At 69.8% G+C, this 25,832-nt stretch carries 26 protein-coding genes; 11 read left to right on the top strand and 15 right to left on the bottom strand.

Features of this window, described 5'->3' with window-relative positions; genetic code table 11:
* Positions 1 to 16: 16 nt before the first annotated feature.
* The 7 genes from CBF90_RS01390 to CBF90_RS01360 all read right to left on the bottom strand — a co-directional run bounded on the left by CBF90_RS01390 (position 17) and on the right by CBF90_RS01360 (position 7,428).
* Entirely contained in the window at positions 17 to 1,960 is a 1,944-nt protein-coding gene (locus CBF90_RS01390; RefSeq protein ID WP_088379720.1) for a YhgE/Pip domain-containing protein, read from the bottom strand.
* On the bottom strand, positions 1,957 to 2,622 hold the full coding sequence (locus CBF90_RS01385; protein ID WP_071918801.1) for a hypothetical protein: 666 nt from the start codon (positions 2,620 to 2,622) through the stop codon (positions 1,957 to 1,959). Before CBF90_RS01385 ends, CBF90_RS01390 begins: the two co-directional genes overlap by 4 nt.
* On the bottom strand, positions 2,622 to 3,260 hold the full coding sequence (locus tag CBF90_RS01380) for a TetR/AcrR family transcriptional regulator (RefSeq protein WP_088379719.1): 639 nt from the start codon (positions 3,258 to 3,260) through the stop codon (positions 2,622 to 2,624). The genes CBF90_RS01385 and CBF90_RS01380 overlap by 1 nt, the downstream gene beginning before the upstream one ends.
* A gap of 63 nt (positions 3,261 to 3,323) precedes the next feature.
* Positions 3,324 to 4,757 carry an argininosuccinate synthase gene (gene argG, locus CBF90_RS01375; RefSeq protein ID WP_023953341.1) on the bottom strand — a complete coding sequence of 478 codons (1,434 nt, stop codon included), beginning with the start codon at positions 4,755 to 4,757 and terminating at the stop codon, positions 3,324 to 3,326.
* Between the two features lie 24 nt (positions 4,758 to 4,781).
* Complete coding sequence (locus CBF90_RS01370; protein ID WP_064955259.1) at positions 4,782 to 5,624, bottom strand: MetQ/NlpA family ABC transporter substrate-binding protein; 843 nt, start codon at positions 5,622 to 5,624, stop codon at positions 4,782 to 4,784.
* Between the two features lie 77 nt (positions 5,625 to 5,701).
* Positions 5,702 to 6,445 carry a methionine ABC transporter permease gene (locus CBF90_RS01365; RefSeq protein ID WP_064955258.1) on the bottom strand — a complete coding sequence of 248 codons (744 nt, stop codon included), beginning with the start codon at positions 6,443 to 6,445 and terminating at the stop codon, positions 5,702 to 5,704.
* The gene (locus CBF90_RS01360) at positions 6,442 to 7,428 is read right to left on the bottom strand and encodes a methionine ABC transporter ATP-binding protein (RefSeq protein WP_023953335.1); all 987 of its coding nucleotides are present in this window, start codon (positions 7,426 to 7,428) and stop codon (positions 6,442 to 6,444) included. Before CBF90_RS01360 ends, CBF90_RS01365 begins: the two co-directional genes overlap by 4 nt.
* Positions 7,429 to 7,707: 279 nt before the next feature.
* Here CBF90_RS01360 and CBF90_RS01355 point away from each other — a divergent pair, with 279 nt between their 5' ends.
* The gene (locus CBF90_RS01355) at positions 7,708 to 8,916 is read left to right on the top strand and encodes an MFS transporter (RefSeq protein WP_088379882.1); all 1,209 of its coding nucleotides are present in this window, start codon (positions 7,708 to 7,710) and stop codon (positions 8,914 to 8,916) included.
* Positions 8,917 to 8,972: 56 nt separating this feature from the next.
* On the opposite strand, the gene CBF90_RS01350 is transcribed toward CBF90_RS01355, so the two are convergent.
* Positions 8,973 to 9,845: a helix-turn-helix transcriptional regulator gene (locus CBF90_RS01350; RefSeq protein ID WP_023953332.1), complete on the bottom strand. Its 873-nt coding sequence runs from the start codon at positions 9,843 to 9,845 to the stop codon at positions 8,973 to 8,975.
* A 151-nt stretch (positions 9,846 to 9,996) separates the two neighbouring features.
* On the bottom strand, positions 9,997 to 10,665 hold the full coding sequence (locus CBF90_RS01345; RefSeq protein WP_064955257.1) for a peptidylprolyl isomerase: 669 nt from the start codon (positions 10,663 to 10,665) through the stop codon (positions 9,997 to 9,999).
* 159 nt (positions 10,666 to 10,824) lie between these two features.
* Between CBF90_RS01345 and CBF90_RS01340 the strand changes: the two genes are divergently transcribed.
* Positions 10,825 to 11,271 carry a hypothetical protein gene (locus CBF90_RS01340; RefSeq protein ID WP_064955256.1) on the top strand — a complete coding sequence of 149 codons (447 nt, stop codon included), beginning with the start codon at positions 10,825 to 10,827 and terminating at the stop codon, positions 11,269 to 11,271.
* Here the strand turns inward: CBF90_RS01340 and CBF90_RS01335 are convergent.
* Positions 11,216 to 11,908: a phosphatase PAP2 family protein gene (locus tag CBF90_RS01335; protein ID WP_172407764.1), complete on the bottom strand. Its 693-nt coding sequence runs from the start codon at positions 11,906 to 11,908 to the stop codon at positions 11,216 to 11,218. The two genes, CBF90_RS01340 and CBF90_RS01335, sit on opposite strands and share 56 nt — an antisense overlap.
* An 81-nt stretch (positions 11,909 to 11,989) precedes the next feature.
* Positions 11,990 to 12,673 carry a hypothetical protein gene (locus tag CBF90_RS01330; protein ID WP_088379717.1) on the bottom strand — a complete coding sequence of 228 codons (684 nt, stop codon included), beginning with the start codon at positions 12,671 to 12,673 and terminating at the stop codon, positions 11,990 to 11,992.
* 321 nt (positions 12,674 to 12,994) lie between these two features.
* Here CBF90_RS01330 and CBF90_RS01325 point away from each other — a divergent pair, with 321 nt between their 5' ends.
* Positions 12,995 to 13,486: an FBP domain-containing protein gene (locus CBF90_RS01325; protein ID WP_088379716.1), complete on the top strand. Its 492-nt coding sequence runs from the start codon at positions 12,995 to 12,997 to the stop codon at positions 13,484 to 13,486.
* Positions 13,487 to 13,550: 64 nt separating this feature from the next.
* On the opposite strand, the gene CBF90_RS01320 is transcribed toward CBF90_RS01325, so the two are convergent.
* A complete protein-coding gene (locus CBF90_RS01320) occupies positions 13,551 to 13,817 on the bottom strand; it encodes a helix-turn-helix domain-containing protein (protein ID WP_088379881.1) in 267 nt (88 codons plus the stop codon).
* Between the two features lie 58 nt (positions 13,818 to 13,875).
* Between CBF90_RS01320 and map the strand changes: the two genes are divergently transcribed.
* On the top strand, positions 13,876 to 14,646 hold the full coding sequence (map, locus tag CBF90_RS01315) for a type I methionyl aminopeptidase (RefSeq protein ID WP_023953324.1): 771 nt from the start codon (positions 13,876 to 13,878) through the stop codon (positions 14,644 to 14,646).
* On the opposite strand, the gene CBF90_RS01310 is transcribed toward map, so the two are convergent.
* Positions 14,630 to 15,376 carry a Pr6Pr family membrane protein gene (locus CBF90_RS01310; protein WP_114598230.1) on the bottom strand — a complete coding sequence of 249 codons (747 nt, stop codon included), beginning with the start codon at positions 15,374 to 15,376 and terminating at the stop codon, positions 14,630 to 14,632. The genes map and CBF90_RS01310 overlap by 17 nt on opposite strands.
* A gap of 183 nt (positions 15,377 to 15,559) precedes the next feature.
* Here CBF90_RS01310 and CBF90_RS01305 point away from each other — a divergent pair, with 183 nt between their 5' ends.
* On the top strand, positions 15,560 to 16,300 hold the full coding sequence (locus CBF90_RS01305; RefSeq protein ID WP_071918791.1) for a GNAT family N-acetyltransferase: 741 nt from the start codon (positions 15,560 to 15,562) through the stop codon (positions 16,298 to 16,300).
* Positions 16,301 to 16,536: 236 nt separating this feature from the next.
* Positions 16,537 to 17,868: an HNH endonuclease signature motif containing protein gene (locus CBF90_RS01300; protein WP_242435561.1), complete on the top strand. Its 1,332-nt coding sequence runs from the start codon at positions 16,537 to 16,539 to the stop codon at positions 17,866 to 17,868.
* 70 nt (positions 17,869 to 17,938) lie between these two features.
* Here CBF90_RS01300 and CBF90_RS01295 read toward each other — a convergent pair whose 3' ends face one another.
* Both CBF90_RS01295 and CBF90_RS01290 read right to left on the bottom strand, forming a co-directional pair.
* Positions 17,939 to 18,571: a LysE family translocator gene (locus CBF90_RS01295; protein WP_064955250.1), complete on the bottom strand. Its 633-nt coding sequence runs from the start codon at positions 18,569 to 18,571 to the stop codon at positions 17,939 to 17,941.
* A 25-nt stretch (positions 18,572 to 18,596) separates the two neighbouring features.
* Entirely contained in the window at positions 18,597 to 19,604 is a 1,008-nt protein-coding gene (locus CBF90_RS01290) for a LacI family DNA-binding transcriptional regulator (RefSeq protein ID WP_023953314.1), read from the bottom strand.
* 214 nt (positions 19,605 to 19,818) lie between these two features.
* On the opposite strand from CBF90_RS01290, the gene mmsA reads away from it, so the two are divergent.
* The 5 genes from mmsA (at position 19,819) to CBF90_RS01265 (ending at position 25,824) form a co-directional block, all read left to right on the top strand.
* On the top strand, positions 19,819 to 21,342 hold the full coding sequence (gene mmsA / locus CBF90_RS01285) for a multiple monosaccharide ABC transporter ATP-binding protein (RefSeq protein WP_242435559.1): 1,524 nt from the start codon (positions 19,819 to 19,821) through the stop codon (positions 21,340 to 21,342).
* Positions 21,339 to 22,682, top strand: coding sequence for a multiple monosaccharide ABC transporter permease (gene mmsB, locus CBF90_RS01280; protein WP_071918789.1), 1,344 nt, complete (start codon positions 21,339 to 21,341; stop codon positions 22,680 to 22,682). The genes mmsA and mmsB overlap by 4 nt, the downstream gene beginning before the upstream one ends.
* A 50-nt stretch (positions 22,683 to 22,732) precedes the next feature.
* On the top strand, positions 22,733 to 23,851 hold the full coding sequence (locus CBF90_RS01275; RefSeq protein ID WP_023953308.1) for a sugar-binding protein: 1,119 nt from the start codon (positions 22,733 to 22,735) through the stop codon (positions 23,849 to 23,851).
* Positions 23,852 to 24,031: 180 nt separating this feature from the next.
* Positions 24,032 to 25,060 (top strand): amino acid ABC transporter permease, encoded by a 1,029-nt coding sequence (locus CBF90_RS01270; RefSeq protein ID WP_088379714.1) that lies wholly within the window; start codon positions 24,032 to 24,034, stop codon positions 25,058 to 25,060.
* Positions 25,057 to 25,824, top strand: a complete 768-nt coding sequence (locus tag CBF90_RS01265; protein ID WP_088379713.1) for an amino acid ABC transporter ATP-binding protein — start codon at positions 25,057 to 25,059, stop codon at positions 25,822 to 25,824. Before CBF90_RS01270 ends, CBF90_RS01265 begins: the two co-directional genes overlap by 4 nt.
* Positions 25,825 to 25,832: the final 8 nt, after the last annotated feature.

Below are 25,832 nucleotides of genomic sequence, written 5' to 3'. Positions count from 1 at the left end.
ACTGGCCCGGAGTGAATCAGCCGATGAGGCTCGGCTGTAGGTCGCGCAGCGTGCGACCGTGCGTCATCCGGGCCACGCCGACCGCGGCGAGCACGAGAGCGCCGGCCATCCACGCGAAGAGCACCGCGAGATCGAGACTGACCCGACTGAGGTCGCCCCCGTACATCCACTGGCGCATGCCGTCGACGACGTAACCCATCGGCAGAACATGGTGCAGGGCGGCGAGCGGTGCCGGCAGGGTCTGCCAGGGGAAGGTTCCGCCCGCCGTGACGAGCTGGAGGACCATCAGCACGAGGCCGATGAACTGACCGACCGACCCCAGCCACACGTTGAGCGCGAGGATGATCGCGGCGTACGTGAACGACGCCGTGATCAGCATCCCGAGCGTGCCGACGGGGCTCGAGAAGTTGAACCCGAGCGCGATAGAGAGCACCCCGAAGAGGACGATCATGCCGATCCCGCCCAGCATCGCGGGTGTCAGCCAGCCGGCGAGGGTCACGCGCAGGGGTGAGCGCAGCGCGGTCACGGCGCGGCGCGAGACCGGCTTGACGATGAGGAACAGGGCGTAGATGCCGATCCATCCGGCTAGGGCGGCGAAGAAGGGCGCGAGGCCCGCGCCGTAATCGCCGGCCTTCGCGAGGTTGCCGGAGTCGACCGCCACCGGGTCGGCGATCGTCTGCGCCTGCTGGTCGCGCAGCTCGGGAGTCGAATCGGGCAGCTGGGCCACGCCCGAGCTCAGCCCGTCACGCAGGGTGACGAGCCCGCCGTCGAGGGTTCCGAGACCCGACGCCAGCTGCCGCGCGCCCTCGTCGAGCTGAGCGGCGCCGGTCGCGGCCTCGTCCGTCGCCGACGCGAGCTGGCCGGCACCCGACGACACGGATGCCGCACCGTCGGCGGCCTGTGCGGCGCCGCTCGCGAGCTGGGCGGCACCCGAACTGACCTGAGCGGCCCCTGCGGCGAGACGGTCGATCTGCCCCGTCGCCTCGTCGACGCGCGTCGCGCCCGACTGCAGGCGCTCGCCGATCGGATCGAGGCGCGCGAGGACCGCCGCGATCTGCCCCTCGTCGAGTCCCCCGTCGGCGAGCAGGGCGGCGATGTCCGTCCGCACCTGCGGGAGCTGCCCCGCAGCGTCATCGACGGCCGCGCGAACGCGATCGGCGTAGCCGGCGAGCTCGGCCGTGCCGTCGGAGACCTGGGCCGCGCCCGACGCCAGATCGGACGAGCCCTGAGCCAGGGTGCGGGTGCCGTCGGCGAGCTGCGACGCACCGCCGGCGAGCTGGTTCGCGCCGTCGCGCAGCTGCACGGCGCCGCTCGAGAGCCGCCCGGTGCCGTCGGCGAGTTGGTTCGCGCCGTCGAGGGCCTGACCGGCACCGTCGACGAGCTGGTTCGCACCGTCGGTGGCGTTCTGCAGCTGCACGCGGATGTCGGCGATGCCGGTGAGCAGACGCGACGCGGCCTCGCGGCCGACGAGCTCGGCGACGGACGAGCGGATGCGTTCGACCGCCTGCGAGCCGATCGATGAAGCGAGGTAGTTGTTCGCGTCGTTGGTGGCGAGGACCAGCGTCGCCTGCCGGGGCATGTCGCCGGCGGCGCTCGTCAGAGCGAGCGAGAAGTCCTCGGGAAGGGTGACGGAGAAGTCGACCTCGCCGGTGCGCAGCGCCTCCTGCGCCTCGGCGGCATCCATCTGCTTCCAGCCGAAATCCCTGCTCTCGACGAGCTTGTCGGCGACCTCCGACCCGTAGTTGACCGTGCCGTCGCCCTCGCTCGCGGGCGCACCCGCGTCGAGGTCGACCAGGGCCACCGGGATGTCGGCGAACTTGCCGTACGGGTCCTGGTTGGCCCACAGGTACAGGCCGCCATAGAGGACGGGAACGAGCATGAGCGCGATGAGGGCCACCACCGACATCCGGGTGGCCGTCAGCCGTCGCAGCTCGGCGCTGATCAGGGCGGGGATCTTCATCGGGAGGCCTTCGGACGGGTGCCGCGCAACCGGATGCCGCTGGGCACCAGGCGTCGATGCGGCGCGAGGGGATCGGTTTCAGTGAGGAGCGTCGCGGCGGCCTCGCCGGCGATGACGAGCACCGCGAGCCCACGTCCGGCGAATTCGCGCGCGAGCGTCCACCAGGCATGGGGATCGCCGCCGTGGCGGTCGGGCGAGACGAGCACGATGCCCTCGACGCCCGGGCGCAGGGCCGCGAGCTCGAGCAGCATCCGGATGCGATCGGTCGCGGGAACGTCGCCGATGGGAACGCGCGAATACGAGCGCAGGTCGTGCTCGTCGAGCCAGCGCCGAGCGGAGATCGGGTCGGCGAGCCGGCCCGCGAACATCAGCTCCTCGCCGACCATGCCGACCGTGGAGATGTTCGGTGGCGGATCGCTGACGTCGGGAGCGTCGATCAGTGCGGTCTTGTGCCGAAGGGTACGCGCCGCCCGGGCGCCGTCGAGCAGAACGGTGCCGCCGTCGGGCCGCATGCGTCCGCTCGCGATGAGGCCGAGGACCGTCGGGCGCTGCTCGGTCTCGGCGATCGCGAGGGTGGCGCGGCCGGTGCGGAACGACAGGCTCGTGGGCGGCAGAGCGAGATCTTTGCGGCCCTTCGCCACCTCGCGCAGTTCGACGCGCATCAGGACACCGTTCCGACCACGTCGGCGTGTGCGTCGATGATGGCGGCGGCGTCGCGCCACGAGAGCCCCGCGATCGACAGCACCGCTCGGACGACGAGCGAACGCGCCTCGGGCGACGAGGCGTCGAGGCGCACGATGACCGTTCGGGCGGTCTCTTCGATGAGGCGGGCGAGCGTCGGCGCCGCGACGTCCGTGCGGAGCGTGCGCTCGTCCTGACCGCGGCGCACGAGCGCCATCAGCGCTCGGCGGAGCGGGGCGAGGGCCGCGGCGGAGTCTTCGACGTGGCGCTCGTCGAGGGCGACGGCCGCCGCGACCTGCACGTGGGACGCCTCGCCCCAGAGCCGGCCCGTCAACCGGGCGAGGGCGACGGGGACGGGCTCGGTGTCGAGTCGCAGCGCGGGGTCGGTCGCGATGGCGTTGAACCGCTGCGCGCCCGAGGCCACGAGCTCGCGCACGAGGGCGTCACGGTCGTCGAAGTGGCCGTAGAGCGCGCGGCGGCTGAGCCCGGCGGCGCGGGCGATCGCGTCGACGGAAGCGCTCGGGTCGAGCGCGAGCGTGCGCGCGGCGGCGGAGAGCAGGCCGGCGCGGTTCGCGGCGGCATCCTTCCGCGGACGACGGGGGGAGACGGTGTCGGTCACCCGTCGATGATACGAACCTGCACATGCGTGTGCAAGTTACCTCGCTGCAGCGCGTGCTGCGGGTCAGTCGGCGCCGAAGTCGAACGACGCGGACTCGCCCGCGGCATCCACTCGCTCGGCGAGATCCTGGTCGGTCGGCTCGACGTTTCCGGTGATCTCGGCCGCACCGCCCCGCTCGAGGTCGCCGACGAGCTCGGCCGTCGGACCGCCGATGAGGCCGATGCCGGCGTAGTGCTCGAGGCGCGAGCGCGAGTCGGCGATGTCGAGGTTGCGCATGGTGAGCTGGCCGATGCGGTCGGTCGGACCGAAGGCCGAGTCGCCGACGCGCTCCATCGAGAGCTTCTCGGGCGAGTACGACAGGTTGCGGCTCTCGGTGTTCAGGATCGTGTAGTCCTCGCCGCGGCGCAGGCGCAGCGTCACGGTGCCGCTGATGGCGGAGCCCACCCAGCGCTGGATCGACTCGCGCAGCATGAACGACTGCGGCTCGAGCCAACGACCCTCGTACATCAGGCGGCCGAGGCGGCGACCCTGCTCGTGGTAGGTCGCGAGGGTGTCCTCGTTCAGGATGCCGTTCACCAGGCGCTCGTACGCGATGAACAGCAGCGCCATGCCGGGGGCCTCGTAGATGCCGCGGCTCTTGGCCTCGATGATGCGGTTCTCGATCTGGTCGCTCATGCCGAGGCCGTGGCGGCCACCGATCGCGTTCGCCTCCATCACGAGCTGCACGATGTCGGAGTACTCGACGCCGTTGACGGCGACGGGACGGCCGGCCTCGAACGTGACCGAGACGTCCTCGGTCTCGATCTCGACGGCCGGATCCCAGAAGCGCACACCCATGATCGGCTCGACGATCTCGAGCGAGACGTCGAGGTGCTCGAGGGTCTTCGCCTCGTGCGTCGCGCCCCAGATGTTGGCGTCGGTCGAGTAGGCCTTCTCGACCGAGTCGCGGTAGGGGAAGCCGTGCGCGACGAGCCACTCGCTCATCTCGGTTCGGCCGCCCAGCTCGGTGACGAAGTCGGCATCGAGCCACGGCTTGTAGATGCGCAGCGCGGGGTTGGCGAGCAGGCCGTAGCGGTAGAACCGCTCGATGTCGTTGCCCTTGTAGGTGGAGCCGTCGCCCCAGATGTCGACGCCGTCCTCCTTCATGGCGCGCACGAGCATCGTTCCGGTGACGGCGCGGCCGATCGGCGTGGTGTTGAAGTAGGTGCGTCCGGCCGAGCGGATGTGGAAGGCACCGCACGACAGGGCGACGAGGCCCTCCTCGACCATCATCGGCTTGCAGTCGATCAGGCGCGAGCCCTCGGCGCCGTACTGCAGCGCGCGACCGGGGATCGACGCGATGTCGTCCTCGTCGTACTGACCGAGGTCGCCGGTGTAGGTGAAGGGGACGGCGCCCTTGTCGCGCATCCACGCGACCGCGACGGAGGTGTCGAGACCCCCCGAGAAGGCGATGCCGACGCGTTCGCCGACGGGCAGGGACTGGAGGACCTTCGACATGGGGACAATCCTACTGAGCAGGCGTCAGTCCTTCGTGACGGGGACGACGAGGCCGCCCCAGGTCTCGTTCTCGAAGTCGGCGACCTCGGTGGAGGTCAGCAGGTCGTAGAGCGCAACGATGCGGGGGTCGTCCTTCAGGTCGGGGCGCGTCGCGAGAACGTTGTAGTACGGGCTGCCCTCGCCCTCGGTGAGGATCGCCTGGTCGGCGGTGAGGCCTGCGGGCAGCGCGAAGCTGATCGTGACGAAGGCGGCGTCGACGTCGGGCACGGCCTGCGGCAGCGTCGCGTTCTCGATCTCCTGGAACCGGAAGTCGCGCGGGTTGTCGGTGATGCCGGTGAGGTCGGCGACGTCGTCGGAGACCTCGATCAGGCCCTCCTGCGCGAGCAGCTTCAGTGCTCGTCCCTCGTTCGTCGGGTCGTTCGGGATGGCGATCGTCGCGCCGTCCTCCAGGTCGTCGAGGCTGTCGACCTTGCTCGAGTAGAACGCGGCCGAGGGCAGGTAGGCCTCGCCGACGCTGATGAGGTCCGACCCGGTGTTGGTGTTGAAGTTCTCGAGGAAGGTCGAGTTCTGGAACAGGTTCGCGTCGATCGAGCCGTCGACGAGCGCCGTGTTGGGGGTGTTGTAGTCGGTGAAGGGGACGAACTCGATCGTCAGCCCGAGTTCGGCCGCGCCGTTCTCGGCGATGTGGTTGAGGATGTCGCCGGCCGGGGTCTGCAGCGCGCCGACCTTGAGCGTGCCGAGGCCGTCTCCGTCGGCGTCACCCGACTCGGACGCCGGCGATCCGGCGCACCCGGCGAGCAGGAGCGCGGCCGAGGCGACGGCGGCGATGAGGAGCGGGGTGCGGGCGGTGCGAGCCGTGCGGGACATGAAGGGTTCCTCTCGGGATGACGGTGCGGTGCGGTGCGGTGCGGTGCGTGGGGTGCGGGTCGGGGACGGACGGGTGTTCAGGCGGCGCCGCGGGCATCGGCCCGCTGCATCCGTGCGCTCGGGGCGGCGGTGCGGCCGCGGGGCGAGCGGCGGGCGAGGCGCCGGGCGCCCCAGCTCGCGAGGCCTTGCAGCACCATGACGATCGCGAAGATCACGACGATGACGCTGACGATGTGGATCCAGCTGTACTGCTGGTAGCCGTACCGGATCGCGACGTCGCCGAGACCGCCGCCGGCGACGGTGCCGACCATCGCCGAGAAGTTGATGATCGAGGTGACGGTCGTCGAGAGGCCGAGCAGCATCGCGGGCGCGGCCTCGGGCAGCAGCACCTTCGTCACGAGCTGCCAGCGGCTCGCTCCGAGCGATGCGGCGACCTCGAGCAGGCCGTCATCCACTTCCTTGATCGCGATCTCGACCATGCGGGCGAAGAACGGGATGGCGACGACCGACAGGGGCACGATGGCCGCGGTCGGTCCGATGAAGGTGCCGACGATGAGCCGGGTGAAGGGGATCAGCGCGACCATCAGGATGATGAACGGCACCGAGCGGCCGAGGTTGACGATGAAGTCGAGCACGCGGTTGATGACGATGCCGACGCGGCGCGAGCCGAAGGGCGTTGCGAGAAAACGCCCCTGCTCCGTGCCGACGAGCACGACGCCGAGCGGCAGGCCGATGACGATCGTCGCCAGCAACGCGACGCCCACCATGTAGAGCGTCTGGCCCGTGGCGACCAGCAGCAGATTGAGCAGTTGCTCGTTCACGCGGCATCCCCTCCTCGCAGGACATCGACGATGAGACCCTGACTGCGCAGGTCGGCGATGACGGCGGATGCCGCGGACGCGGGCACCTCGAGACGGGTGCGGCCGGCCTGCGTCCCTGCGATCTGCTCGACGAGAGCGCCGAGCAGCGACACGTCGACGTCGTGGTCGCGGGCGATGCGCGCGATGACGGGACGGTCGGCTGTGCCGCCCGCGAACGTGATGTCGATGACCGTCGCGCTCGGATCGGCTCCCGCAGGAATCGGCCCCAGCGGGAAGAGCTGCGACGTGAGGCGCGAGCCCGGCGTGCGGATGACGTCGGTCAGGCGCCCGCTCTCGATGACGCGGCCGTGCTCGATGAGCGCCGCCGAGTCGCACGTCGACTTCACGACATCCATCTCGTGCGTGATGAGGAGCACGGTGAGTCCGAGCTCGGCGTTGATGCGCCGGTAGAGGTCGAGGATCGAGGTCGTGGTCTCGGGGTCGAGGGCGCTCGTCGCCTCGTCGGAGAGCAGCACGCTCGGGCCGCTCGCGAGGGCGCGGGCGATGCCGACGCGCTGCTGCTGCCCGCCCGACAGCTCGTGCACGGCGGCGTCGCCGCGGTGACCGAGGCCGACGAGGTCGAGCATCTCCTGCGCGCGGTCGCGCCGCCGGGTCCGGGGGCTGCCGTCGAGTTCGAGGGCGAGCTCGACGTTGCCGCGCACGGAGCGGCTGCCGAGGAGGTTGAACCGCTGGAACACCATTCCGATGCGGCGGCGTGCCGCGCGCAGGCTGTTCGCGTCGAGGGCGGTCAGATCCACCCCATCGACGACGACTCGGCCTGTATCCGGCCGCTCGATGAGGTTGACCATACGGGCGAGCGTGCTCTTGCCGGCGCCGGACTGGCCGACGATGCCGTAGATCTCCCCGGAGGGGATCTGCAGCGAGACGTCGTCGACGGCGGTCAAGCCGCCGTAGGTCTTCGATACGTGCTCGAGCGCGATCACGGTCGGGCCTTTCGGAGGTGTGCGCCGTCGGGTCGCCGGCGTCACCCCGAGTTTCCCGGTGTTCACGCGCCGCGCCGAATTCTCGTTACCCCAAATGTCGCCGTCGCTTGCCGACGCGCGAGCACGCACCGTCGCCGCGAGCGCGTACCCCGCATGGCGCGTTCTCGCCGAGAGGGTGCGTTCTCGGCGGATGCCGCGTGCCCGGGCCGCGGCCAGACGGTCGGATGCCGCGGACGTTCGGTCGGGCGCACGTTCGGCCGAGGCGACAACATCGGAAGCATGACCTCGACCGCAGCCATCCCCCTCGCCCGCGAGAACGCCGCGCCCATGAGATACGGCGGACTCATCGTCGTCATGCTCATGGGGTTCCTCGTGGTCACCGCGGAGTTCCTGCCCAACGGCGTGCTGACCGAGATGGCCGCGGGCCTCGGGGTGACACCCGGTCAGGCGGGCCAGACGGTGACGATCACGGCGCTCGCCGGACTCATCGCGGCCCCGACGATCGGCCTCATCTTCCCGCGCCTCGATCGGCGCGCGCTGCTCGTGGGGGCCGCGGCGGCGGCATCCGTCTCGAGCATCGTCGTCGCGCTCTCACCGCACCTGGTCGCGATCCTCATCGCCCGCTTCTTCCTCGGCGCCTCGATCAGCGCGTTCTGGTCGATGTCGATCACGGTGGCCGCCCGGCTCGCCGGGCCGGAACGCATCGGCCGGGCGATGATGTTCACCTCGGCCGGGGTGTCGCTCGCAACCGTGGCCGGCGTGCCCCTCGGAGTCCTTCTCAGCGAGATGCTCGACTGGCGCATCGCGTTCGCCGTCGTCGGAGCCGCGACCGCTGCCGTCGCGCTCGCCGTGCGCCTCACCCTGCCCACGGTGCCGGCCGCGGCGGCATCCAGTCTGCGGCTGCTCGTCGACTCGCTCCGGCGCACCGGCGTCGCGGCGGGCATGATCGGCCATGTGCTCGTCGTGCTCGGGCACTTCCTCGCGTACACCTACATTCGGCTGGCGCTGGAGCGGGTACCGGATGTCGGGGCCGAGACGATCGTGCTGCTGCTCGCGGTGTTCGGGGCGGGCGGGCTCGTCGGAAACCTCGTCATCGGGCTGCTCGTCGACCGGGCGTTCCGCATCCTCGCCGTCACGGCGCCGGTCGTCATCGCCGCGGCGCTCGCGCTTCTCGTGCTGCTGCCCGGATCGATCCCCGTCGTCGTCCTGGCGGTCTTCGCCTGGGGCTTCTTCTTCGCCTCGTGGCTCATCATCGTCAACACGTGGGTGGGACACCGGATGCCGGACCGGCTCGAGGCCGGTGGAAGCCTGACGGTCGTCGGGTTCCAGCTCGCGATCGTGGTCGCGGCCGGACTCGGCGGGCTGCTGGTCGATCTCGTCGGCGTCGTCGCGATCGACGTCGTCGCCGTTACCCTCCTCGCGGCCGGCGCGGTGCTGTTCGGTTGGGTCGTGCGGACGCACGAGGCCGACCGGATGCCGCGCCCCTGACGAGGCGCCCGGACGACCGCCCCGCCGCCGAGGGCGGCTCTCGGGCGGCGGTACCGTCAGTACAACGACGGCGCCGCCGCCCGCGCACGCCACAGCGACGGCGGCATCCCGGTATGGCGGCGGAACGCCCGGCTGAAGCCTTCGTCGGATCCGTAGCCCAGGGTGCGGGAGGTCTCCGAGACGGATGCTCCCGACTCGAGCATGTCCTTGGCGTGCTGCATCCGGATCTCGGTGACGTAGCTCGCGGGCGAACGCCCGTACGCGCGCCGGAAGCGTGCGGCGAAGACCGTCCGCGACATGGCGCTGAGGCTCGCCAGCTGGTCGATGGTCCAGTCGCGACCGGGGTCGGCGGCGACGGCCTCCGCGGCGCGGCTGAGGAAGGGGTCGACGGCCGGCGCGGGCCACGCGGAGGCGCCGGCGGTGTGCGCGGCCCACGCGCGGATGGCCGAGAGCAGCACGGTCTTGACCATCATCTGGCAGATGACGGCGTCTCCCGACCGCCCTGACGCGGTGCCGGTTCCGAGGTGGGAGACGAGGGCGGCGGCCGCGGGCTCGAGCTCGACGAAGCCGTCGACGAAGACGAACGGCGGCAGCGGGGTCACCGCGGCGAGGGAGACGTCGGCGGGGACGACCGTCAGCTCTGCGCCCGACTGCGAGGTCAGGGAGATCGGACGGCATCCCAGGCTCAGGAAGGCGTCACCGGCGAGGAGCGTGCGCGCGCCTGTCGGGGTCGCGGCGTCGCCGGAGGGTCCGACGACCGTGCAGCTGGTGCCGGATGCCGGATCGCCGGTGATCTCGCCCGATCGCACGTACACCAGCGTTGCGTCGCCTGTGCCGAGCGGCAGCGATCCACCCGGGGCGAGGTCTGCCCGATGGGCCATACGCGGCCGGATCTCGAGGGATGCCAGAGCCTGTTCGAGCGCGATCACGCTGTCCCCAACGCCGTGCCGAGCGGCCTCATTCCGCCGCGCACGCCTACGCCCACGCGAGAACGTACCGTCGGGGCGAGCACGCACCCCGTTCGGTGCGTGCTCGCGGCAAGGGTGCGTTCTCGGCGGGCTCGTCCCAGCCGCGGGCGGCTCAGCCCAGTGAGACGCCGGTGATCGTCACGGGGGTTGCGGGGGCGCCGTCGCCGGCGCCGCCCTCGGCGCCGGCTGCGGCGACCTCGCGCACGACGGCGAGGCCCGCTTCGTCGAGCGTGCCGAAGACGGTGTACTTCGCGGGCAGCGGGGTGTCCTCGTACACGAGGAAGAACTGCGAGCCGTTGGTGTTCGGGCCGGCGTTGGCCATAGCGACCGTTCCGGCCGGGTAGGTCTCGCTGCCGTCGAGCTCGTCGGCGTAGTTGTAGCCGGGGCCGCCGCGTCCGGTGCCCGACGGGTCGCCGCACTGGAGCACGAAGATGCCCGAGGTCGTGAGGCGGTGGCACGGCGAGTCGTTGTAGTAGCCCTGCTCGGCGAGTGAGACGAAGCTCCCCACCGTGCACGGCGTGCGGTCGGCGTCGAGGGTCATCGGAATGTCGCCCGCCGACGTCTGCAGGACGGCCGAGACCTGCCCCGACACCTCGGCCTCAGCGGGCGGCGGCGTCACATCGCGCACGCCGCCGGCTGCCTCGACGTAGGCGCACGAGCCCTCCGGGACGGTCTCCGCCGTCGGCATCGTGTCGGGTTCGGCCGGCGCCGGCGACGACGAGCATCCGGCGAGAGCGAGAGCCGACAGGACGAGGAGGGCGGAACCGAGGCGAGCACGCATGGTCCGAGCCTACGGTCTTGGATGCCGCCTCCCGGGTAGTCCTCGCGACGTCGTTCGGTCTCCGCGGCAGACGCCCGGATGTCGGATCTTTCCCGCACGCGGCGCGAGTGGCACGATCGGACCGTGACGCCCGCGCCGCGGGCCGCGGAAGGGGTGGCGATGGCTGACAGCACGGCGGGCGGGGCCGGGTTCTCCGACGAGGAGAAGGCCGCGATGAAGCAGCGGGCCGAAGAGCTCCGCTCGACGAAGGGTCTCAAGGGTGCCGCGAAGCTCGCGAAGGAGCTCGAGGCCTGCATGGAGGCGATCGACGCGCTCGAGGGGATCGACGGCGAGGTCGCCCGCATGGTCCACCGGATCGTGTCGGAGGAGGCATCCGACCTCGATCCGAAGACGTTCTACGGGTTCCCCGCATACGCGCGGGCGGGCAAGGTCGTCATCTTCGTCCAGCCCAAGTCGAAGTTCGACACCCGCTACCCGACCCTCAACTTCGACGAGACGGCGACGCTCGACGACGGGTCGATGTGGCCGACGTCGTTCGCGATCGTCGAGGTCACTCCCGAGGTCGAGCGTCGCGTGCGGGCTCTGGTCCGCGCGGCGATCGACTGAGCGCCGACGCCGGCGAGACCCCCGCCGACCGCGGTTCTCGCGTCGCGGCGACCGCGATCGCCGTCAGCAGCGCGGGCACGGCGAGACCGAGCAGAGTCCCGGCCGCGACATCGTGCAGGTAGTGCGCACCTTCGAACATCCGGCCCGACAGCACGATGAGCGCCGCTGCGACAGCCGTCCAGGTCGCCCACGCCCGGTGCACCGCGACGGCGATGACCCAGACCGCGCCCATCGCCAGAACCGAGTGGTTCGAGGGGAAGGAGTAGCCCGTCGCGTCACACGCGGTCAGCGCGGTCCAGCGGGTGCACGGACGGGCCTGCATCAGAGCCACCTTGACCATCTCGCTCGTCGCGTAGGCGATGACCACTCCGCCCGCTGCGGCGATCGAGAGGATGCGCCGCCGCGGGCTGCCGCGGAGCGTGACGGCCAACGCGACGACTGTTCCGACGGCGAGAAGAGACAGGAACACGTCCGACAGGTACGCGGTCGCCGGAAGCGCGAGTCCCGCGTTCATCGCCCGGCGCGTGACCTGGACACTCAGGCTCACGCCCCACCACGGGATGAGCAGCGCCGCCGCGGCGATGACGGTGACAGCGGACAGGGGGAGTATCGACGATCGAGGGATGACGGTGCTCACTTCAGCAACGCTAGGAAGCGCGCCGCGGCGCGGCATCCGCTCGCAGGCTGAGTCGCATCGTCCGCGCGGTGTATTTCCGCCTCAGGAGAGCAGCGCCTCCGCACGCAGCGTGAGCGCGGTCGCGACGATCGTCGACAGCAGGCCCGAGGCCAGCAGGAGGCCCGGATGGGCGAGACCGATCACGATCTGCCGGGTGCGCGGCGCCTCGGCCAGGAAATGCTCCGGGATGCGGTGACGCGTAGGCACGGCCGACCAGCCGCGCAAACGCACGAGGTAGCTCGCGTAGCGGATGATCAGCACGCAGTAGAGCAGCACGGTCACCGGAGGCACGATGCGGGCGAAGAGGTCGCCGGCGACGAGCCAGGCGGTCTCGATGTTCGTGCCGCTCTCGTCGGCGAGCTGCACGGCGATCGCTCCGCCGATCACGACCGAGCCCAGCCAGAACACGAAGGCGCTGAAGAGCGCGAGGAACCGCGCGAAGAAGTGGGTCAGGATCGACGGCTCGTACTCCAGGTGCGACCTCGGTGTCTGCGACAGGACGATGAGCGTCGCCACGAGCGGGGGCAGTGCTGCGGTGAGGGTCAGGGTCGCGCGCAGCCAGTGCGGGCCGCCCAGCAGATCGCAGATCACGAGCAGGGCGACCACGGCGACCATCCACAGCAGGCCGAGGGCCGTGGGGTGGGAGGTCACGAACGACGGATGATGCTCCTCCAGGCGGGCCCCGGCTCGTTCGACGAGGCGCCGTCCCCGATCGTTCGTCGTCACGGGGGGATGCTATCGCCGGTGACGGCCGGGCGGGCAGGGAGTAGCCTGGACGCGTGAGTGCCGCCCGCCTGCCGATGCCCTCTGGGCGTGAGGGGGTCTCCGGCGCGCTCAGCGCCGGCGGCACAGGCGCGGCATCCTTCGTCCTCCTCGCCGGTTGATCCGGCGCGCGTCGCGTCGACTTTCGTCCGCGATGCACTCTCCCGGTCCCGGGCGACGGCTCCGTCGTTCCGGGATGATCCGCTCACGACCGTCCGCTCGCAGCCCGTTCCGGGCGCCGGCGCGACGGTGGTGCGCGAACGTGTACTCAGACAGGACCCCGTCATGTTCGCCCTCACCGCGAAAGCCATCCGCTCCTCGTTCATCAACGTCTCGCTCCGCGAGCGCAATTCGCTCGTCGTCCCCGCCGATCTCGGGGACCTCGACTGGTCCACCCGTGACTACTACGGATGGCGCGACCCCAAGACTCCGCTGCTCGGGTTCATCGTCGCCGAGGTCGACGGCGAGGCCGTCGGCCTGCAGCTGCGTCAGGCCGACCAGGCCACGCGCACCCGTCCGCAGTGCTCGTGGTGCTGCGACGTCACCCTCCCCAACGAGGTGGTCTTCTTCGCCGCGAAGCGGGCGGGCAAGGCCGGTCGTGCCGGAAACACCGTCGGGACGCTCCTGTGCTCGGGATTCGAGTGCTCGCGGAACGTCCGGCGGCTCGACCCGCCGCCCTACCTCGGGTTCGACGCCGCAGCGGCGCGCGATCGTCGCATTGCGACGCTCCGGAACAACGTCGACGCCTTCTTCCGCGATCTGCGCGACGGCGCCTGAGCCGCCCCGCCCGGGCGTCCGGCTTCTCCTCGACGAGGTGGGGCCGGACGCCGGCGGTCACCGATCAGATCGTGGCAGGGGTGATGTCTACGAGCAGCGCCTCGGCGGCCAGTGCGTCGAGCGATAGGCCGAGGCTCGCGGCGACGGCGGCGACGGTCGCGAACGACGGGGTCGCCAGCCGCCCCGTCTCGATCTTGCGCAGCGTCTCGGGAGACACCCCCGCGGCTGCCGCGACCTCGGCGATCGACCGGTCGCCGCGCGCTCGCCGGAGGTGGGCGCCCAGGCGCCGGCCGCGCTCGACGGCTTCGGGGGTGAGAGCGCGACGAACCATCATGCGCTCATCGTATCGGTATAGTTTGACCGGTATTTTTATACCGGAGGAGCGCACCATGATCGAGATCTTCACACCGCCCGAGGTCGACCGCGCCCGAGAGACGGGAGCCATCGTCGGCGGCATCCTTCGCGACCTGCGCTCGCGGGTGCAGGTGGGCACGAACCTGCTCGAGATCGACGAGTGGACGCGCGAGCTCATCGCCGACAACGGAGCGACGTCCTGTTACGTCGACTATGCGCCGTCGTTCGGGCGGGGACCCTTCGGGCACTACATCTGCACCGCCGTCAATGACGCGGTGCTGCACGGGATGCCGCATGACTACCGTCTCGCCGATGGCGACCTCCTGACGCTCGATCTCGCGGTCATCAAAGACGGCCTCGCTGCCGACGCCGCGATCAGCTTCATCGTCGGGCGCAAACGTCCCGAGGGGGCGGCGGCCCTCATCGACGCGACCGAGCGCGCCCTGGCGGCGGGCATCGAGGTCGCACGCGCGGGCAACCGGGTGGGCGATATCTCGCGCGCGATCGGCAATGTGCTCTCCGGTGCCGGATACTCCATCAACACCGAGTTCGGTGGTCACAGCATCGGGACGGTGATGCACGGCGACCTCCACATCCCGAATACCGGGCGGCCGGGGCGCGGCTACATCCTGCGGCCCGGGCTGCTCATCGCGATCGAGCCGTGGGTCATGGAAGACACGAATGTGCTCGTGACCGACGCGGACGGGTGGACGCTCCGCAGCTCGACCGGATGCCTCACCGCGCACACCGAGCACACGATCGCCATCACCGACGGAGCGGCCGAGATCCTCACTCTGTCGCGGTGATTTCCGTCGCGGCGGCCTCTGCCGTGGTGGCCTTCGTCGGCACGGCGCGGCCGCGGCGGCGGGTGACCCACACCGCTCCGAAGCCGACGGCGACGAAGCCGATCGCGATGACGACGACGTACGCCGTGACCGACCCCCATCCGCCGGGCCCATTCGGATTCAGGAACGGGTACGGGTACCAGTACGGCTCGCCCGTCGTGGGGTTCGTGACGAGCGGGCCTCGGACGAGCGTGTAGGCCACCCACAGCAGCGGGAACGCGACTACGACCCAGACGACCTGCCAGCGGAGGGCGCGGCGCCGGGTGCCGATCAGCAGGTCGAGCACGAGGAAGATCGGGCCGATCAGGTGCAGCACCTCGTTCGACCACGGCACCGGCTCGGATCCCTGCGGGAGCGTGATCCCGCGCAGGAGTGCGTTGTAGACGATTCCGGTGATGACCATGTACGCCGTGGCGCAGGTGAGCGCGGCGGAGAGCCCGAGTGAGCCGGCGGCTTCGGCGGGCCGCATCAGCGCTCGGGCGCCCGCCGTCGCAAGGACCACCGCCGCGATGACGTTCGAGAGGATCGTGAAGAAGCTGAAGAAGTTCGCGAACACTGTCGCGACGTCGCCGCCGGTCTCGGCGGTTCGGGTCAGTGACACGGTCAGCTGGGTGATGACGGCGGCCAGGATGACGACGGCCATCGCCAGCCGCAGAACGGACCACACCGTCGCCTGCCTCGAGCTCTGCACGAGGGCACACTATCGCTCGCCCGCCGTTCGTGAACGTATGTGGCGGCGGTCCGGGATGTCGCGTCCGGTCACGGCTAGCGTCGCGGTGCGGCATCCGCGGGCATGGATCTGCGCTCCCGTGCGTTGCGTTCCTCGGCGACCGCGACGAAGGCACCACGCGGCGCGCGCGAGAGGACGAATCCGATGACCATCACCACCCCTCCTGCTCTGGGAGTCTCCGACGTCCGCGACAACGCCGCGTGGCACTCGCTGACCGGGGTGCATGCGCACCTCGCCATCGGCGACGATCTCGTCCGCCGGTACCCCGACGACGTGGCCGGCTTCGTGGGCGTGCGCACGTGGGACGACCCCGCGGTGTGGGACTCGCTCGCGACCGTGGTGGGGTCGGGCAACGAGTTCAGCATCAGCACGCCCGACCGTGCGGATGCCGCGGGCGTCGCTGCCTCTGCGCCGGAACTGCCGGAGGGCTGGGTCCGTACGTTCGGCGGCGCAGGCGTGCAGCTCGTCGAGACGGATCGCCTCCGCCCGAGGCCGGACGACGAGGCGGTCGAGCTCGGTGAGGCGGATGTCGCCGACATGCTCGCGCTCGTCGAGCGCAATCGGCCCGGCCCCTTCCGCCCGCGCACCTACCTGCTCGGCCGGTACATCGGCATCCGGCGTGACGGCCGGCTGATCGCGATGGCCGGGGAGCGGCTGCAGCCGGGCGAGTGGACCGAGATCAGCGCTGTCGCTACCGACGAGGCGTACCGGCGGCAGGGGCTGGCGTCTCGGCTGGTGCTGGATGTCGCTTTCCACATCCGGCAGCGGGGCGGCCGCGCGATGATGCACGCCGCGGCGTCGAACGTGAATGCGATCGCCGGGTACGAGAAGCTCGGATTCGAGCTGCGGCAGCGGACGAACTTCACCGGCGTGCGAGTTCCCTGAGCGGGGCGTTCGCTGCGCGATTCTCCAGCGGCGATTCCTCCCCAGGGGGCGCGCTCTGACGGGCTTCTTAGTTCGTCGCTATGTTCGATACTAATGTCTGACCCTGCTGCCACAATGGGAACATGGCAGCGAACACGGGTGGTGGCTCGGACGGGGTGGAGGTCTCGCCGCACGCCCACGCGATCGCCGCTTACGGCGAGACGTTGGCGCTGGTGCATTACGCGGAGGTCGCGTCGGTGCGCGCGCTGGCCGAGCTCGGGCGGTCGGCGCTTCGTGAGGCCCAGCGTCATGGGGTTCGCGGGATGGCGTCGGACATGGAGCTGCGCTCGGTCGCGGCCGAAGCGGCCGGGCTGGCCCGGCGCAGCGACCGGCGCCTGCAGGCCGACATCGACCATGCGTTGACGATCGTCGATGACTACCCGGCCGTGTTCGAGGCGTGGGAGCAGCGGCGGATCACCCGCGACCATATCGAGGTGGTCGTCAAAGCGGGAACCGGGCTGCCCGATGAGGTGCGGGCCGAGTTCGAGTTCGCCGCGATAGCGGTCTGTGAGCGGGATATCGCGACGCGGGTGAAACCGGCCCTGCGGGCCCTGGCCGAGCAACTGCACGAACGCACCTTCACCGACCGGCACCGAGAAGCCGCCGCGAGCAGGTGCGTGCGGGTATCGCACGGTGCGGACGGGATGTCGGACCTCATCGCCACCCTCCCCACCGTCATCGCCGCCGGAATCCTCGACCGGCTCACGCAGATGGGACAGTCCGTGAAGGACGCCCGAGTGGAGGCGGCCGGCGCCGTGGCAGGGCCGAGCGCTGAGGGGCTGGATGCCGCGGGCGCGAGTGTCGATGCGGATGGCGCGGGCGCGAGTGTCGATGCGGATGCCGCACCGGATGTCCGGACGATGGACCAACTGCGCGCGGACGTCCTCGGCGATCTCGTCCTCGGCGGGGCGCCGGTGGTCGATCCGACCTACGGGACCGACCGGGCCGGTGGGCTCGGCGCGATCCGCGCGCGGGTGCAGGTCGCCGTGACCGCCGAGACCCTGACAGGTCGGGATGAGCGGCCCGCCGAGGCCGTCGGGGCCGGGCTGATCGACGCCGAAACGGCACGCGAGGTCGCCGGGCAGGGATCGGAGTGGGACCGGCTGTTCATCGACCCGGTCACCCGCACCCCGGTCGAGATCGACACCTACCGGCCCACCGCGGCGATGAAGAAACTGCTGATGGCACGGGACCAGCATTGCCGGTTCCCCGGATGCCGACGGGCAGCGATCCGCTGCGAACTGGATCACACCATCGACTACGCCCTCGGCGGGCACACCCATATCAACAACCTTGCCCACCTCTGTCAGCGACATCATTCGATGAAGCAATTCACGAAATGGGAAGTCAGACAACTCGGCGGCGGAGTCCTCGAATGGACCTCACCCCTCGGGCGGGTCTACCGCGAAGACGTACCGACACCGGCGGTGTGCTTCACGATCGACACGGGTGACACGGCCGCTATCGGCGACGCGCCACCGGGTGGCCGAACCGAGCGGGTAGCGCCACCCGAATCACCACCCTTTTGACGCCAGCTCTCTGACGCCGGTCGCGTTCGACACCGACAATTCCCCCGCGGTCAGCCTGTGCGACATGCGGTCAGCTCTTCGAGCCGGCGAACGCAAGGGTGCCGCCGAGGCCGATCATCATCACGCCGCCCGTTCCCGCGAGCGTCGACATGCGCCGCGGCGAGTCGGCGAACCAGGCGCGGGCCGTTCCCGCAGCCAGCGCCCACAAACTGTCGCAGACGACGGCGAGCACCTGGAAGAGGAGGCCGAGCGCGAGGAGCTGCATCCAGATCGGACCAGCTTCGGGGGCGACGAACTGCGGCAGCACCGCTACGAAGAACGCGATCGTCTTCGGGTTGGTCATGCCGACGACGAACCCTTGGGTGAGCAGACGCGTCGACGAGGTCCGTTCGCCTCCCGGAGCGTCGACCCGCACGTGGCGATGGCGGATCGCCTGCACGCCCAACCACACCAGGTAGGCGGCGCCCACGAGTTTGATCACGGTGAACGCTGCGACCGATGACGCGACGATCGCACCGACGCCGAACGCCACCGCGATCACAGCGGGCACGGTGCCGAGGGCATTGCCGATGACGCTCAGCACCCCGGCCCGGCGCCCCAACGCGATCGACCGCCCGATGACGAACAGCACGCTCGGCCCGGGGATCACGATGATGACGACAGCCGCGAGGAGGAACGCCAGCAGGTTCTCGAACGGGATCACGAGCGAACGCTACTCCGTCGATGTTTCAGCCGTGCGGCGGACGCTCGCCCGACCCGCGCTGCACCAGCGAAGTCGCGATCTCGACGCGTCGCGGCGGCGCCGTCGGGCGGTCGATCCGATCGATCGCGAGCAGCGCTGCGGCTCGGCCGAGCGCGTGCGCATCGTGCGCGACGACAGAGATCCCCAGCATCTCCGCCAGCTCGAAATCATCGAAGCCGATCAGCGCGCACGGCGAATCGAGATCGCGCAGCGCCTGCAGGGTCGCCGTCGTCGCCCGGTTGTTGCCCGTCACGATCGCGGTCGGCGGCTCACTCGAACGCATCAGCTCGACGACGGCGTCGCGCGTGCTCGCCGCCGGGTCGTCGCCGAGGCTCAGCCAGCGATCGGTCGGGCTCACCCCCACCTCCGCGAGCGCGTCGCGGTACCCCGCCAATCGCTCCCGCACTGTGTGCACCGATGCGGGATTCGCGACGAACGCGATCCGGCGGTGTCCGAGGGCGGTCAGCGATCGCACCGCCTCAGCCATCCCGGCGCGATTGGTGAGCAGCACCGTGTCGGACAGCAGGTTCTCGAGAGGCCTGTCGACCCCGACGATCGGCGTGCCGAAATGGCGCTCGCCCTCGAGGTACGACTGATCGTCCGCGACGGGGATCAGCAGCAGTGCCCGCACGCCCTGTGACAGGACCGCGTCGACCACGCGGCGCTCGGTCTCGGCCGAGTCGTCCGTCGTGGCCAGCAGCATCGTGTACCCGTGCTGCGCCAGCTCGTACTCGATGCCCCCGGCGACGGTGAAGTAGAACGGGTTCTGGATGTCGCCGATCACGAAGCCCACGGTGCTGGTCACCCCGCCGCGGCGCAGATCGCGCGCGACGCGGTTCGGGCGGAATCGCAGACGTTCCGCGGCGGCCATCACCCGCTCGCGCGTGTCCGGACGCACCTGGTCCGAACCGTGGAAGACGCGCGAGACGGTTTTCGCGCTCACCCCTGCGAGCCGGGCGACATCCTGAATCGTCGCCCGCGTCGGATTCGGCATCCCTGCTCCCTCCGATGACAACGAGGGACATTCTATCTGTGCGGCGATGCTTCACACATCGCAAGGCGGAGCGTAGAGTGACGTCGCTCGATGACAACGTTGACATCCGATGAGCTGGGGCAGAGGAGCTTTGGTGACCGATTCAGAATCCGGCGTGCCCGGACACGGCCGCGAACGGCCTGACCGGAGTTCGACCGGCCGACCCTTGCTCGAGATGCGCTCCATCACGAAGCGCTTCCCCGGCGTCATCGCCCTCGCCGACGTGTCGCTCACGGTGCAGGTCGGAGAGATCCACGCGATCTGCGGCGAGAACGGCGCCGGCAAGTCGACGCTCATGAAGGTGCTCTCGGGGGTCTACCCGTACGGGACCTATGAGGGCGACATCGTCTTCGACGGGCAGGCGGCCCAGTTCCGCGACATCCGGGCGAGCGAGGATGCCGGCATCGCGATCATCCATCAGGAGCTCGCCCTCATCCCCGAGCTGTCGATCGCGGAGAACATCTTCATCGGCAACGAGATCTCGCGGTTCGGCCGCATCGACTGGGACGCCTCGCGAGCCCGGGCGCGTGAGCTGCTGCAACGCGTGGGCCTGCGCGATGACCCGGCCACCCCCATCAAGCAGCTCGGCGTCGGCAAGCAGCAGCTGGTCGAGATCGCCAAGGCCCTGTCGAAGAACGTCAAGCTGCTGATTCTCGATGAGCCGACCGCCGCGCTGAACGAGAACGACTCGCAGCACCTGCTCGGCCTCATCACCGATCTGCGAGACCGCGGCGTGACCTCGATCATCATCAGCCACAAGCTCAACGAGATCGCCCAGATCGCCGACTCGATCACGATCATCCGCGACGGTCGGACGATCGAGACGCTCGACGTCCACGCCGGCGACGTCGACGAGGACCGCATCATCCGCGGCATGGTCGGCCGCTCGCTCGAGAACCGGTTCCCGCCGCGCGACGCGAAGATCGGAGAGGTCTTCTTCGAGGTGCGCGACTGGACGGTGCGGCATCCGCTGAACGCCGACCGGCTCGTCGCGAAGTCGTCGCACCTCACCGTTCGTCGAGGTGAGGTCGTCGGTCTCGCGGGGCTCATGGGCGCGGGCCGCACCGAGCTCGCGATGAGCCTGTTCGGCCGCTCGTACGGCCTCTACGAGGGCGGTCAGATCCTCATCGACGGCGAGCCCGTGACGCTCAAGGACGTGCCGGCGGCGATCTCGCACGGGCTCGCATACGTCAGCGAGGACCGCAAGGTGCTCGGGCTCAACCTGCTCGATCCGATCCGTCGCTCGGTGGTGTCGGCGAAGCTCCGCAAGATCGCGCCGCACGGCGTGCTGCATAAGGACGAAGAGCGCGCCGTCGCCGACGACTACCGGGGGAGGCTGCGCATCAAGACGTCGAACGTCGACAACGGCGTCTCGAAGCTCTCGGGCGGCAACCAGCAGAAGGTTGTCCTCGCCAAATGGATGTTCACCGATCCCGACCTGCTCATCCTCGACGAGCCCACCCGCGGCATCGACGTCGGGGCGAAGTACGAGATCTACTCGATCATCAACGACCTCGCCGCTCAGGGGAAGGGCGTGCTCCTCATCTCGAGCGAGCTACCGGAGCTGCTGGGCATGGCAGACCGCATCTACACGGTCTTCGAGGGGCGCATCACCGACGAGATCGACGCACGCAGAGCCACACCCGAGGAACTGATGCGGAGCATGACCGCAGACCGTGGAAAGAAAGTGACCGCATGACTCAGCCCGACACCGCCCCCGTCCGCACCGGCGGGCTGGCCGACATCCGCAAAGCGTTCGGCGGCGGACAATCCACGCTGCGGCAGTTCGGCATCCTCGGATCGCTCGTGCTGATCATCCTCGTCTTCCAGATCTGGACCAATGGCCTGACGCTGTCGTCGGGCAACCTCATCAACGCGATCAATCAGAACTCCTACATCCTGATCCTCGCGATCGGCATGGTGATGGTCATCATCATGGGCCACATCGACCTCTCGGTCGGGTCGGTCGCCGCCTTCACCGGCATCGTCGTCGCCAAGTCGATGGCCGACTGGAACCTGCCGTCGTACCTCGCGATCGTGCTCGGGCTCGTCGTCGGCGTGCTCATCGGCGCCTGGCAGGGGTTCTGGGTCGCCTACGTCGGCGTGCCGGCGTTCATCGTCACGCTCGCCGGGATGCTGATCTTCCGAGGCTTGAACCAGATCGTCGGGCAGTCGACGACCCTCGCCGTGCCCGCCGACTTCCAGGTGATCGGCGCCGGGTACCTGCCCGAGCTCCCCTTCATCCCGTTGCCGTTCAACGTGCTGACCCTCGCGCTCGGCATCCTCGGTGCGCTCTGGATCGTCGTCAACGAGATCCGCCTGCGCCGGCGTCAGGCCAAGACCGGAGCCGAGTCGGCCCCGCTGTGGGTCTCGATCCTCAAGGTCGTCGTCGTGGGCGGCGTCATCCTCATCGCCGCCTACCTGTTCGCGACCGGGCGACCGGGCACCGGGTTCCCGATCTCGGGCGTCATCCTCGTCGCCCTCGTCATCCTGTATTCGTTCATCACCAACAACACGACGTTCGGCCGACGCATCTACGCGGTCGGCGGCAACCGTCTCGCAGCGACGCTGTCGGGCGTGAAGGACCGGCGCGTCGACTTCTTCGTGATGATGAACATGTCGGTGCTGGCCTCGCTCGCCGGCATGATCTTCGTCGCCCGCTCGGGTGCCTCCGGACCGCAGGACGGCAACGGATGGGAGCTCGACGCCATCGCGGCGGTGTTCATCGGCGGCGCGGCGGTCTCGGGCGGCATCGGCACCGTCATCGGCGCGATCATCGGTGGACTCGTGATGGCCTTCCTCAACAACGGGCTGCAGCTCGTGGGCACCGGCGCCGACCTCGTATCGGTCATTAAGGGCCTCGTGCTGCTGCTCGCCGTCGGCATCGACGTGCTGAGCAAGGCGACCGGGCGCCCGTCGATCATCGGCCTCTGGTCGGCGCGCCGCCGGGCCCGCGCCGACGCCCCCACACCTCCGACTGTCTTGCCGACCGCCGGAACCAATGAGACCAGTCAGCCCGTCGATGCCGGTCGTCGATGACGACACCGCTCGCTGATGGCTCTCCGCACCGAAGAAAAGAGATGAATGCAATGAAGAAGATCGCTCTCGCCGTCACCGCGCTCGCGGTCACGGCGCTGGCCCTGTCGGCGTGCTCCAACGCGCGCACCGACGCGGGCGCCGGCGGCGACGCCTCCGCTGCGGCGGGCTTCGCGGCCGACGCGACGATCGGCGTCGCCTTGCCCGACAAGACCAGCGAGAACTGGGTGCTCGCGGGCGACCTGTTCACGAAGGACCTCGAGGCCGCCGGCTTCAAGGCCGACGTGCAGTACGCACCGGCATCGAACACAGTCGCCGAGCAGCAGAACCAGATCTCCGCGATGATCACGAACGGTGCGAAGGTCATCGTCATCGGCGCGAAGGACGGCAAGCAGCTGGGTACCCAGCTGCAGCAGGCCGCCGACGCGGGCGTGAAGATCATCGCCTACGACCGGCTGCTGGAGAACAGCGAGAACGTCGACTACTACGTCGCGTTCGACAACTTCAAGGTCGGTCAGCTGCAGGGGCAGGCGCTGCTCGACGGGCTCGAGGCGCGGTCGGGCCACGGCGCGCCGTGGAACATCGAGCTGTTCTCCGGCTCGCCCGACGACGCGAACTCCGCGGTGTTCTTCAACGGCGCGCTCGACGTGCTCCAGCCGAAGATCGACGACGGCACCCTCGTCGTGAAGTCGGGTCAGGACGAGATCGCGCAGACGGCGACCCAGGGCTGGAAGGCCGAGAACGCCCAGAGCCGCATGGACTCGATCCTGACGTCGACCTACAGCAGCGACACGCTCGACGGCGTGCTCTCGCCCAACGACACCCTGGCCCGTGCCATCCTCACCTCGGTGAAGCAGGCGGGCAAGGATGTCGCGACCTTCACCGTCACCGGTCAGGACTCCGAGGTCGAGTCGGTGAAGTCGATCATGGCCGGTGAGCAGTACTCGACCATCAACAAGGACACGACGCTGCTGGTCGAGCAGACGGTCAAGATGATCGGCGAGCTGCAGCAGGGCGAGGATGCCGAGGTCAACGACACCGAGCAGTACGACAACGGCGTGAAGGTCGTTCCGGCCTATCTGCTCGAGCCCGTGATCGTCACGAAGGAGAACGCGGCCGAGGCGTACGCCAACGTCCCGAGCCTCCTCGAGATCGTGCAGGCGGCGCAGTAGCCCGAACCGCTCTCGGAACCGGCCCCCAAGCTCTCTCGCTGGGGGCCGGTTCCTCGTATTACGCCGTATCTCTCTTCGTGTCGTCGTGTGAGCGGATGCCGCGACACCGGGCTCCTCCGAGTCCTACTGTCGTGCGATCCGCAGCCTCCGCTGCATCCACGCCGTTCCGAGGAGATCCGCATGACCGACACCGTCTCGCGCGTCGACCGCGCCGTCGGCGACCCTGCGTCGACCGCGCCGCGCGTCGACCTCGGCGACATCCCCGTCGTCCGCACACGGCACTGGTTCCGCTGGGCGATCGCGGCGATCGTCGTGTTCGTCGTGGCCCAGTTCGTGTGGTCGCTCGTGACGAACGAGAACTACGAGTGGGACTACTTCGCGCAGTACTTCTTCTCCGACCCGGTGCTGCAGGGACTCGGCCTCACCCTCGTCTACACGGCGGTGTCGGCGACGATCGGATTCCTGCTCGGGACGGTGCTCGCGCTGGCTCGGCTCGCCAAGTCGCCGCTGCTCAACGCCGCGGCGTGGGGCTTCATCTGGTTCTTCCGCTCGGTCCCCCTCGTCGTGCAGCTGGTCGTCTGGTACAACCTCGGCTACCTGTATCCGACGCTCGGACTGGGCACCCCCTTCACAACCGACTTCTGGATCGTCGAGTTCCCGACGGTGCAGCTGATCAGCGCGTTCGCGGCCGGCGTGCTCGGCCTGAGCCTGCACCAGGCGGCCTACTCCGCCGAGATCATCCGCGGCGGCCTGCTCTCGGTCGACCAAGGCCAGCTCGAGGCGGCCGCCGCCCTCGGCATCCCGCCGCGTCGGCGGCTCAGCCGCATCGTGCTGCCGCAGGCCATGCGATCGATCATCCCCAACGCCACGAACGAGGTGATCGGGCTCGTCAAGGGCACCTCGGTCCTGTTCGTGATCGCGATCCCCGAGCTGTTCTACGCGGTGCAGGTGATCTACAACCGCAACAGCCGCGTCATCCCGCTGCTGCTCGTCGCGGTGGTCTGGTACACGATCATCACCACGGTGCTCAGCATCCTGCAGTACTACATCGAGCGTCACTACGCGCGGGGATCCGTGCGGGTTCTGCCGCCCACGCCCGTTCAGCGTGCGCGCCGCTGGATCGCCGTGCAGTGGGCCCGCCTCGGCGACGACGCGCCGGCACCCCGCCCACTCGCGACCAGCCGCGCCACTTCCGGAGGAGAGTCATGACCCGCGGTCTCGTCGAGATCCACAATGTGCACAAGAGCTACGCCGGGGTCGAGGTGCTCGGCGGTATCGACCTCACCATCGAGCCGGGCGAGGTCGTCGCGATCCTCGGCGCGAGCGGCTCGGGCAAGTCGACGCTGCTGCGCACCATCAACCACCTCGAGACGGTCGACCGCGGATCGGTCACGGTCGACGGCGAGTTCATCGGGTACGAGCAGCGCAACGGCAAGCTCTACGAGCTGCGCGAGAAGGCCGTGCTCGAACGCCGCACCCAGATCGGGATCGTGTTCCAGAACTTCAACCTCTTCCCCCACCTGACCGCCCTCGAGAACGTCACCGAGGCGCCCATCGCGCTCGGGCGCCTCTCGAAGGACGACGCCCGCGAACTCGCCCTCGGGCTGCTCGACCGCGTAGGACTCGGCGACAAGGCCGGTCACTACCCGCGCCAGCTCTCCGGCGGGCAGCAGCAGCGCGTCGCGATCGCGCGAGCGCTGGCTCTCAAGCCGAAGGTGATCCTGTTCGATGAGCCGACGAGCGCGCTCGACCCCGAGCTCGTCGGCGAGGTGCTCGACGTCATCCGCGACCTCGCACAGCTCGGCACGACGCTCATCATCGTCACCCACGAGATCGGCTTCGCCCGCGAGGTCGCCGACCGCGTCGTCTTCCTCGATGGCGGCCGGATCATCGAGCAGGGCCCGCCGACCGAGGTGCTCGTCGCACCGAAGCACCCGCGCGTGCAGGAGTTCCTCGCCAAGGTCCTCGCCTGACATCCCAT

The sequence above is a fragment of the Microbacterium sp. AISO3 genome (assembly GCF_002204305.1).
Lineage (GTDB): Bacteria > Actinomycetota > Actinomycetes > Actinomycetales > Microbacteriaceae > Microbacterium > Microbacterium arborescens.
The sequence above is the reverse complement of the archived record's forward strand: the minus strand, read 5'-3'. Positions and strand labels throughout refer to the sequence as shown.